This is a genomic window from Phytobacter sp. RSE-02 (assembly GCF_040578655.1).
Taxonomy (GTDB): Bacteria; Pseudomonadota; Gammaproteobacteria; order Enterobacterales; family Enterobacteriaceae; genus Phytobacter; species Phytobacter diazotrophicus.
The window spans coordinates 86,141-96,895 of the sequence record NZ_JBEULY010000005.1 but is presented as its reverse complement, the minus strand read 5'-3'; the positions used below and the strand labels follow the sequence as shown (position 1 = coordinate 96,895).

Genomic DNA, 10,755 nt, shown 5'->3' with positions numbered 1-10,755 from the left:
TCATGGTTAGATTAGATAAGAACGATCCCTTAATGTTAGCGCGCCAGCTCCCATTAAAATCTGTAGCCCTGATACTTGCGGGAGGGCGCGGGACCCGCCTTAAAGATTTGACAAAAAAACGCGCCAAACCCGCGGTTCACTTCGGCGGTAAGTTCCGTATTATCGATTTCGCATTATCCAACTGCATTAACTCCGGTATTCGTCGTATTGGTGTGATCACGCAGTATCAATCCCACACGCTGGTGCAGCATATTCAGCGTGGCTGGTCCTTCTTCAACGAAGAGATGAATGAATTTGTCGATCTGCTGCCTGCGCAGCAGCGTGTGCATGGCGAGAGCTGGTATCGCGGCACCGCCGATGCGGTCACGCAGAACCTCGACATCATTCGCCGCTATGGTGCGGAGTACATCGTCATTCTGGCCGGTGACCATATCTATAAGCAGGACTATTCACGCATGCTTATTGATCATGTCGAAAAAGGTGCGCGTTGCACCGTGGCCTGTCTGCCGGTGCCCATTGAAGAGGCAAGCGCGTTTGGCGTTATGGCTGTGGATGAAAACGACAAAGTTATCGAGTTTGTTGAAAAACCCGCCAGCCCGCCTTCTATGCCCAATGACAGCACTAAATCGCTCGCCAGCATGGGGATTTATGTTTTCGATGCTGAGTACCTTTACGAGTTGCTTGAACAAGACGACAAGAATGAAAACTCCAGTCACGATTTCGGCAAAGATATCATCCCGCTGATAACCAAGTCTGGCATGGCTTATGCACATCCCTTCCCATTATCCTGTGTGCATTCGGACCCTGACTCAGAACCCTACTGGCGTGACGTAGGAACCCTCGAAGCGTACTGGAAAGCAAACCTCGATCTCGCATCAGTTGTACCTGAACTGGACATGTATGACCGTAACTGGCCAATACGTACCTATAATGAATCTTTACCACCGGCGAAATTTGTTCAGGACAGATCGGGAAGTCACGGTATGACACTGAACTCACTGGTTTCCGGTGGATGTGTGATATCCGGATCGGTAGTGGTGCAATCGGTATTGTTCTCACGGGTACGTGTGAATTCGTTCTGCAATATCGACTCTGCTGTTCTTTTACCGGAGGTCTGGGTCGGACGCTCCTGTCGCTTGCGGCGTTGCGTTATTGACCGGGCCTGTGTCATCCCGGAAGGGACGATCATTGGTGAAAACGCAGAAGAGGACGCCCGTCGGTTCTACCGCTCCGAAGAGGGCATCGTACTGGTGACGCGCGAAATGCTGCGTAAATTGCAACAAGAGTAACAGCATCGAGATAACCTTGCGCGGAAGGGGTCCGCGCGCTGTTTTTCCCGCTAGCGCCCGCTAAGTGTTAGCGGTTTTGACAGGAGCGATAATGCAGGTTTTACATGTATGTTCTGAGATGTTTCCGTTGCTGAAGACCGGTGGTCTGGCTGATGTTATTGGCGCATTGCCTGCGGCGCAAATTGCCGATGGCGTTGATACGCGCGTTTTGCTGCCTGCATTCCCGGATGTTCGTCGCGGCGTGACTGATGCTCAAGTGGTCTCGCGGCGGGATACATTTGCTGGTCGTATTTCATTGCTGTTCGGACATTTCAACGGGGTGGGGATCTACTTAATTGATGCGCCGCATCTTTACGATCGTCCCGGGAGCCCGTATCACGATACCAATCTTTTTGCTTATACCGATAACGTTCTGCGTTTTGCCTTGCTTGGCTGGGTCGGCGCAGAGATGGCCAGCGGGCTGGACCCGTTCTGGCGGCCCGATATCGTCCATGCCCACGACTGGCATGCAGGGCTGGCGCCCGCTTATCTGGCGGCGAAGGGGAGACCGGCGAAGTCTGTGTTCACGGTACATAACCTGGCTTATCAGGGGATGTATTACGCGCAACATATGAGTGAAATACAGTTGCCATCGTCGTTCTTTAATATGCATGGGCTGGAATTCAACGGACAGATCTCTTTCCTGAAAGCCGGTCTCTATTACGCCGATCATATTACGGCGGTCAGCCCGACCTACGCTCGCGAAATTACCGAGCCGCAGTTTGCCTATGGCATGGAGGGGCTGCTGCGTCAGCGGCAAGTTGAAGGGCGCCTGTCCGGTATTCTGAACGGCGTGGATGAAAAAATTTGGGATCCGGCAACAGACCTGCTGCTTTCATCGCGTTATACGCGGGATACGCTGGAGGAAAAAGCGGAGAACAAACGCCAGCTACAGATCGCCATGGGGCTGAAAGTGAACGACAAAGCGCCGCTTTTTGCGGTGGTGAGTCGCTTAACCAGCCAGAAAGGGTTGGATCTGGTGCTGGAGGCATTACCCGGTTTGCTGGAGCAAGGCGGGCAACTGGCGCTACTTGGCGCGGGCGATCCGGTTTTGCAGGAAGGTTTCCTTGCGGCGGCGGCGGAGCATCCAGGGCAAGTCGGCGTGCAAATTGGGTATCACGAGGCGTTTTCACATCGCATTATGGGCGGGGCGGATGTCATCCTGGTCCCGAGCCGTTTTGAGCCGTGTGGGTTAACGCAACTTTATGGATTGAAGTACGGCACGTTGCCGTTAGTTCGTCGCACGGGCGGGCTGGCGGATACCGTGACCGATAGCTCATTGGAGAATTTGGCAGATGGAATCGCCAGTGGTTTTGTATTTGAAGACAGTAATGCCTGGTCGCTGCTTCGCGCGATTCGGCGTGCTTTCGTGTTGTGGTCCCGCCCTTCTCTCTGGCGCTTTGTTCAGCGCCAGGCGATGGGCATGGATTTTAGCTGGCAGGTCGCCGCGCAATCCTATCGCGATCTTTACTATCGGTTGAAATAGTTTTCCAGGAATCACTTGTATGAATGCACCTTTTACATATGCATCACCCACACTGAGCATCGAAGCGTTAAAACATTCGATCGCCTACAAGCTGATGTTTACCATAGGTAAAGATCCGGTCATCGCCAACAAGCATGAGTGGCTGAACGCCACGCTGTTTGCGGTGCGTGACCGCCTGGTAGAACGCTGGTTACGTTCCAACCGTGCACAGCTCTCTCAGGAAATGCGCCAGGTTTATTACCTGTCGATGGAATTTTTGATTGGCCGCACCCTTTCCAACGCCTTGTTGTCATTAGGTATTTATGACGATGTCAAAAACGCACTGGAAGAGATGGGGCTGGATCTGGAAGAGCTGATTGACGAAGAAAATGACCCAGGATTGGGTAACGGGGGGTTAGGGCGTCTTGCGGCCTGCTTCCTGGATTCTCTGGCAACGCTGGCGCTGCCCGGACGCGGTTATGGTATTCGCTACGACTACGGCATGTTCAAGCAGAACATTGTTGATGGTCGGCAAAAAGAGTCTCCGGATTACTGGCTGGAATACGGTAACCCATGGGAATTCAAACGCCATAACACCCGCTATAAAGTGCGTTTTGGCGGGCGCGTCCAGCAGGAAGGCAAAAAGTCTAACTGGCTGGAGACCGAAGAGATTTTGGCCGTGGCCTACGACCAAATTATTCCTGGTTACGATACCGACGCGACTAACACCCTGCGGTTGTGGAATGCGCAGGCGAGTAGCGAAATCAACCTGGGTAAATTTAACCAGGGTGACTATTTTGCGGCGGTGGAAGATAAAAACCACTCCGAAAACGTATCTCGCGTGCTCTACCCGGATGACTCGACCTATTCTGGCCGGGAGTTGCGCCTGCGTCAGGAGTACTTCCTGGTGTCGGCAACCGTTCAGGATATTTTGAGCCGCCATTACCAGCTCCACAAAACCTACGCCAATCTGGCGGAGAAAACGGCGATTCACCTGAACGATACCCACCCGGTATTGTCGATCCCTGAGTTGATGCGTCTGCTGATTGATGAGCATAAATTCTCATGGGATGAAGCGTTCGAGGTGACCTGCCAGGTGTTCTCCTACACCAACCACACGCTGATGAGCGAAGCGCTGGAAACCTGGCCGATTGATATGCTCGGTAAGATCCTGCCGCGCCACCTGCAAATCATCTTTGAAATTAATGACTACTTCCTGAAAACCATTCAGGAACAGTACCCTAACGATATTGGCCTGCTGAGTCGTGTGTCGATTATCGATGAGTCGAACGGGCGGCGCGTGCGCATGGCGTGGCTGGCCGTGGTGGTGAGCCATAAAGTGAATGGCGTGTCTGAGTTGCACTCCAACCTGATGGTGCAGTCCCTGTTTGCCGATTTCGCCAACATTTTCCCGATGCGCTTTACGAACGTGACCAACGGTGTCACACCGCGTCGCTGGCTGGCACTGGCGAACCCGCCGTTGTCAGGCGTGCTGGATGAGAATATTGGCCGTACCTGGCGTACCGATCTGAGCCAGCTCAGCGAGCTGGAACAGCATATCGACTACCCGACGGTGAACCAGGCGATTCGCCATGCCAAGCTGGAGAACAAAAAGCGTCTGGCGGCTGTAATAGGCCAGCAGCTTAATGTAGTGGTCAACCCGAAAGCGCTCTTCGATGTGCAGATCAAACGTATCCACGAATATAAGCGTCAGTTGATGAATGTGCTGCACGTGATCACCCGCTACAACCGTATCAAAGCAGATCCGACCGCAGAGTGGGTACCGCGCGTCAATATCTTCGCCGGTAAAGCGGCGTCGGCGTACTACATGGCGAAGCACATCATTCACCTTATCAATGATGTGGCGGCGGTGATCAACAACGATCCGCAGATTGGCGATAAGCTGAAAGTGGTCTTTATTCCCAACTACAGCGTGAGTCTCGCGCAGGTGATCATCCCGGCGGCGGATCTTTCTGAGCAGATCTCGCTGGCAGGGACGGAAGCGTCCGGCACCAGTAACATGAAGTTTGCCCTCAATGGCGCGTTGACCATCGGTACGCTGGACGGTGCGAACGTAGAAATGCTTGAGCATGTGGGGGCGGATAACATCTTCATTTTTGGTAATACCGCCGAAGAAGTTGAAGAGCTGCGCCGTAAAGGCTATTCACCGCGTGAATACTACGAAAAAGATGAGGAGCTGCATCAGGTACTGACGCAAATTGCGACCGGCCTGTTCAGCCCGAATGAGCCGGGTCGTTATCGCGATCTCGTGGATTCGCTGATTAACTTTGGCGACCATTATCAGGTACTGGCCGATTTCCGCAGCTACGTTGACTGTCAGGACAAAGTAGACGAGCTCTATCGTAACCCGGAAGAGTGGACCACGAAGGCGATGCACAACATCGCTAATATGGGCTACTTCTCGTCTGACCGAACGATTCAGGAGTATGCCGAGCAGATCTGGCATATCGATCCGGTACGCCTGTAAGTCACCTTCGTTTTCGCCATAAATATCTCACGGAGCCTCAGGGCTCCGTTTTTTTTTCAGAATATGAAGGGGGATGAGCTGCCAGGTCGCGCCTTTATAATTGGCCGACAAACAAGGATGAGGTGGCAGGATATGGGATTCGGATGGTGGGTAAGATCGCTTTTATTGATGTTTATTGGCGTTCCGTTGTTAGCACATGGTGCGGCTGCGGTGTGTTTATTTGTCCACGAATTACTTAAAAAAGCGCTTATTGCGCTGGATCTTTCACGCTCATTTGCGAATGGTGATATCGCCACATGTGTGTTTTACGCATTGGGTGGCGTCATGATGTTTCTTATGGGCTGGCTGTGGGCGCGCTTTACCCAACCGAAAGAGAACAATGCCTTACGCCAGAGTTTGTTACTGCTGCCTGCGCTGCTCGTATTGCTGTGCTGGATAGTCATTATGCAGCGGTCTGGCCTGGGCTTTAGCAGCCGCTGGTTCGGGATAATGTTGAAACTCGGTCTACCCTGGATGGGCATTAACCTTATTGCGCTGTTAACCGGCTGGTTTTGGGCGATGGTGATTATCCCGGTGGGTACCCAGGCCTGCTTTACCCTCGGCTGTTACTGGCGTCATCGCTACGCGCCCGATTCTCGCGCCTCGCTTTGCTTGCGAAATCTGCTGGTGTTAGCGCTGATTATATTAACTCTGGTGGCCTGCTGGCAGGCGGCGTTACGACAGAAGAAATTCCCTCGGGTAACAAGTGAGCATGCCGTCAGTGAATCTCTTGATCGCCGGGATTATTACCCTGACAGGCCCAATAACAAACTCACGGCGTTGCGCGGTGCCGCTCCTTTTACCTTCGCGGACAAACACCCACGCCTTGATGGTGCGACCGCAGCCTACCCGCTATACGCCTCGGCCTTCTTTGCACTGAACCGTTTCCCGCAAGACATATCATCTTATGGTATTCAGGCCTGCTGCCTGTCCCTGTCACGCACGCCAGACGCCTATAAAAATATTATTGCCGATAAAGCCGATATCATCTTTGTCGCCCAACCTTCTGAGGGGCAGAAAAAGCGGGCACAGGCGGCGAACGTCAATCTGACCTACACGCCGTTTGCTCGTGAAGCCTTTGTGTTCATTACACATGCCGATAACCCTGTCGACAGTCTGACTCAGCAGCAGGTGCGCGACATTTTCAGTGGCAAAACGACGCGCTGGAGCGACGTGGGCGGTGACGCGTGTGATATCGAAGTCTGGCAACGGCCAGAAGATTCCGGAAGTCAGTCCACCATGCTGGCGAAAGTGATGAAAGAGACGCCCATGCTGCCGCCAAAAGAGACCGAAGTGGCGAGGGGAATGGGGGGCGTGATCCGTAAAGTGGCTGAGTACCAAAACAGCAAAGGGGCAATCGGTTACACCTTCCGCTACTATGCCACGAAGATGAATGCCAATGCGGGTATCAAGTTATTAGCCATCGATGGCGTCGCGCCGACGAAAGAGAACATTCGTAACGAGACATACCCTTTCGTTGTGGATGTTTACATGGTGACGCGTGAAAACCCAACGGCGGAAACGCAAAAGCTGGTGGCGTGGTTTTTAAGTCCGCAGGGGCAGGCGCTGGTGGAGGATGTGGGTTACGTGCCGTTGCACAGTCCGGCAAACTAGCATCCTAAAAGAACCCCGCTGAACGTGCGTCAGCGGGGGCATTCAAAATTAAGAGGCCAGCGATAATTCCGCTTTGCTGTGGCGGGTCAGCCACTGCGCCACACGGGACTGCTCCTCGGCATTGAGCCACATGCCCAGTTTGGTACGCCGCCAGATAGCGTCGTCCAGACGGCGCACCCATTCGTGCTCAACCAGGTAACGCAGTTCGGCTTCGTAAAGCTCATGGCCGAAATGCTCGCCCAGGTCTTCAATTGAGCCTGCCTGCCCCAGAATCAGCTCGCTGTTGCTGCCGTAAGTCCGGGCATAATGGCGGGCCAGCGACTCGGTAATGAACGGGTAACGACGACGCAGTTTCGCGGCGTAGTCATCGCGATCGCCCCCCAGCTCCCCGCCAGGCAATACACAGTTTTTGGTCCAGGCCGGGCCAATACCTTCATAGTAGGAGGCCAGTTTTTCCATCGCATGTTCAGCCAGCTTGCGATAGGTCGTAAGCTTGCCGCCAAAGACGGACAGCAGCGGCGCTTTACCGTCCTGATCATGAATATCCAGCGTGTAGTCGCGAGTGATTGCCTGTGGAGAGTCGGACTCATCGTCACACAGCGGGCGCACACCGGAGTAAGTCCAGACAATGTCATTGCGCGTCAGTTGCTTTTTAAAGTGCGCGTTATAGACCTTCAACAGGTAATTCACTTCACTTTCGTCGATTTCGACGTTTTTCGGGTCGCCTTTATATTCCACATCGGTTGTACCAATGATGGAGAACTCATCCATCCACGGGATCACGAAGACGATACGTTTATCTTCGTTTTGCAGAATATAGGCCTGCTTTTGTGAATGAACGCGTGGCACAACGATATGGCTGCCTTTAATCAGGCGAATACCATACGGAGACGGCAAATGCATCCCGTCATCAAAGAACTGTTTAACCCATGGGCCGGTGGCATTGACCAGACCGCGTGCTTGCCAGCTAAATTTTTCCCCGGTGTCGATATCTTCCGCTTCAACAATCCACAGACCGTTTTCACGTTTTGCTGAGACAGCACGCGTACGGGTACGTACTTCGCCGCCTTTTTTCACAACCATTTGCGCATTTGCAAGGACCATACGGGCATCATCGACCCAACAGTCAGAATATTCGAAACCGCGCACGATTTCAGGTTTGAGGACCGATTCTGAGCCAAAACGCAAACTTTGCGATCCGGGTAAACTGGTGCGTTTACCCAGGTTGTCGTACATAAAAAGACCGATACGGATCATCCATGCCGGACGTAAGTGCGGGCGATGCGGTAAGCGGAAACGCATCGGAAAGGCGATGTGCGGTGCCATTTTTAACAGCACTTCGCGCTCGGCCAGCGCCTCGCTAACCAGCCGAAACTCATAGTGTTCAAGGTAGCGCAGGCCACCGTGAATCAATTTTGAGCTGGCGCTGGAAGTTGCGCAAGCTAAGTCCTGGGCTTCCAGCATCAGCACGGATAAACCTCGCCCGGCGGCGTCTGCCGCGATACCGGCACCGTTGATGCCCCCGCCAATAACGATCAGATCTTTGGTTTCCATGCTGCCCTCACGCGCTTTCGTTAAAGCTCACAAATGTTCGATATCGCTCATAATAGCAAAAGATCGCGCTTTTGGTAACATCAGAAAAACAATTTAGAGTGATATACATAACATAATGGTGTTTCTCCGCCTGGAGGACGTACACTAAGCGGTAAACTTATGTTGCCTGATTTTTCCACCCTGAACGTGTGGAAAGAACGTAGGCGTACCACCTGCCATACGAAAAAGAAAAGAGATCAGAATGGATCATTTTGTCTGTATTAATGTTGAAGAAGCCCACCAGAAACTGCAGCTTAAACAGGCGGTACTGGTTGATATTCGTGACCCACAAAGCTATGCGATTGGCCACACGCCGGGCGCTTTTCATTTAACAAACGACACCCTCGGTGCGTTTATGCGCGAAACCGACTTCGATACCCCGGTGATGGTGATGTGCTATCACGGCAATAGCAGTAAAGGCGCGGCGCAATACCTGCTCCAGCAAGGCTATGATGCGGTATTCAGTGTTGATGGCGGCTTTGATGCCTGGCATCGTCATTTTCCAGCGGAAGTCGAGCAGGGATCCCTTTAGAGAGTGAAGACTCTGCCGCTATACTGTGCTCTTTTCCAGAGACAAAGCGACCGCCTGCCATGTTGATGATTACATCATTTACCAATCCGCGTGTCGCCCAGGCGTTTGTTGATTACATGCAAACCCAGGGCGTCATTCTTACGATTCAACACCACTCACAATGCGATATCTGGCTGGCGGACGAAAGCCAGGCAGAGCGCGTGAAAGCTGAACTGGCGCGTTTTCTGGAAAACCCCACCGATCCGCGTTATCTCGCCGCAAGCTGGCAATCCGGCGAGACGGGCAGCGGTCTGCAGTACCGTGGTTTTACCCTGCGCGCGGCGCTGAGGGAACGGGGTGGGCCAATGACTCTCTCTGTCTTCGCGGCCTGCGTCCTGGTCTTTATTCTGATGAGTTTGTATAGCGATCAGGATGTGATGGTCTGGCTTGCCTGGCCCTACGATGCCTCGGTGCAATTTGAAGCCTGGCGCTATTTTAGCCATGCGCTAATGCACTTTTCGCTGGTTCATATCATCTTTAACCTGTTCTGGTGGTGGTATCTTGGCGGAGCGGTGGAAAAACGCCTGGGAAGCGGCAAGCTGGTGGTGATCACCCTTATCAGCGCGTTACTGAGCGGCTTTTTACAGTACAAACTCGCTGGTCCGTGGTTTGGCGGTTTGTCAGGTGTGGTCTATGCATTGATTGGTTATGTGTGGCTACGTGGTGAGCTGGACCCGCAACGCCCGGTCTGGCTGCCTCGTGGACTGGCTATTTTTACGGTCGTGTTACTGGTTGCTGACTGGTTTGGCATCTCAGCAGTGGATACGGCTATCGGCGCACACACCGGCGGGCTGTTGATTGGCCTTGCGATGGCGCTGGTAGATACATTGAATGCGCGAAAACGAACATAATTATCCAGAGACATTTCATGAAACAAACACAACGTCATGACGCGATCATTGAACTGGTTAAACAGCAGGGATATGTCAGCACGGAAGAACTGGTAGAGCAATTCTCGGTAAGTCCACAGACTATTCGGCGCGATCTGAACGATCTGGCCGATCAAAACAAAATTCTGCGCCACCACGGAGGCGCCGCGCTACCTTCCAGCTCCGTCAATACCTCCTGGCACGATCGTAAGGCGACGCAAACGGCAGAGAAAGAACGCATTGCCCGTAAAGTGGCCAGTCAGATCCCAAACGGCGCAACGTTGTTTATTGATATTGGCACCACCCCGGAAGCCGTGGCGCACGCGCTCCTCGATCACAGCGATTTACGCGTGGTGACGAACAATCTCAACGTGGCGAACACGCTGCTGAAAAAAGAAGATTTCCGCGTCATCCTCGCTGGCGGCGAATTGCGTAGCCGTGACGGCGGTATTGTTGGCGAAGCCACGCTGGACTTTATTTCTCAGTTCCGTCTGGACTTCGGCATTCTTGGCATCAGCGGTATTGACGCTGATGGTTCGTTGCTGGAGTTTGACTATCATGAAGTGCGCACCAAACGGGCGATCATTGAAAACTCGCGCCATGCGATGCTGGTGGTAGATCACTCGAAGTTTGGACGCAACGCGATGGTCAACATGGGCAGTATCAGCATGGTCAATGCCGTTTACACCGACATCATGCCACCCGCAGGCGTTATGCAGGTGATCACCAGTAATAACGTCCAGTTAGAGTTATGCTAAGCAGTCGCGTCGGGCGGCGTTGCGCAGCCC

Annotated in this window: 8 protein-coding genes; 7 read left to right on the top strand and 1 reads right to left on the bottom strand. The window is 53.1% G+C overall.

From position 1 onward, the window contains the following. The first annotated feature begins 2 nt into the window (after window positions 1–2). The 4 genes from glgC to ABU190_RS12865 all read left to right on the top strand — a co-directional run bounded on the left by glgC (window position 3) and on the right by ABU190_RS12865 (window position 6,934). The gene (gene glgC, locus ABU190_RS12880; RefSeq protein WP_041851359.1) at window positions 3–1,289 is read left to right on the top strand and encodes a glucose-1-phosphate adenylyltransferase; all 1,287 of its coding nucleotides are present in this window, start codon (window positions 3–5) and stop codon (window positions 1,287–1,289) included. 91 nt (window positions 1,290–1,380) lie between these two features. Next, window positions 1,381–2,814, top strand: a complete 1,434-nt coding sequence (gene glgA, locus ABU190_RS12875; RefSeq protein WP_041851360.1) for a glycogen synthase GlgA — start codon at window positions 1,381–1,383, stop codon at window positions 2,812–2,814. A gap of 19 nt (window positions 2,815–2,833) precedes the next feature. Next, window positions 2,834–5,281, top strand: coding sequence for a glycogen phosphorylase (gene glgP, locus ABU190_RS12870; RefSeq protein WP_193794549.1), 2,448 nt, complete (start codon window positions 2,834–2,836; stop codon window positions 5,279–5,281). 132 nt (window positions 5,282–5,413) lie between these two features. Then, window positions 5,414–6,934, top strand: a complete 1,521-nt coding sequence (locus ABU190_RS12865; RefSeq protein ID WP_354691525.1) for a PstS family phosphate ABC transporter substrate-binding protein — start codon at window positions 5,414–5,416, stop codon at window positions 6,932–6,934. 48 nt (window positions 6,935–6,982) lie between these two features. On the opposite strand, the gene glpD is transcribed toward ABU190_RS12865, so the two are convergent. Beyond that, window positions 6,983–8,488, bottom strand: coding sequence for a glycerol-3-phosphate dehydrogenase (gene glpD / locus ABU190_RS12860; RefSeq protein WP_041851363.1), 1,506 nt, complete (start codon window positions 8,486–8,488; stop codon window positions 6,983–6,985). Window positions 8,489–8,729: 241 nt separating this feature from the next. Here glpD and glpE point away from each other — a divergent pair, with 241 nt between their 5' ends. Genes glpE through ABU190_RS12845 form a run of 3 tightly spaced genes read left to right on the top strand, consistent with a single transcriptional unit; the run spans window position 8,730 to window position 10,725 of the window. Next, window positions 8,730–9,059 (top strand): thiosulfate sulfurtransferase GlpE, encoded by a 330-nt coding sequence (gene glpE / locus ABU190_RS12855; RefSeq protein ID WP_090083957.1) that lies wholly within the window; start codon window positions 8,730–8,732, stop codon window positions 9,057–9,059. A gap of 59 nt (window positions 9,060–9,118) precedes the next feature. After that, window positions 9,119–9,949, top strand: a complete 831-nt coding sequence (glpG, locus tag ABU190_RS12850) for a rhomboid family intramembrane serine protease GlpG (RefSeq protein WP_354691524.1) — start codon at window positions 9,119–9,121, stop codon at window positions 9,947–9,949. A 17-nt stretch (window positions 9,950–9,966) separates the two neighbouring features. Then, a complete protein-coding gene (locus ABU190_RS12845) occupies window positions 9,967–10,725 on the top strand; it encodes a DeoR/GlpR family transcriptional regulator (RefSeq protein WP_041851366.1) in 759 nt (252 codons plus the stop codon). The last annotated feature ends 30 nt before the right edge of the window (window positions 10,726–10,755 follow it).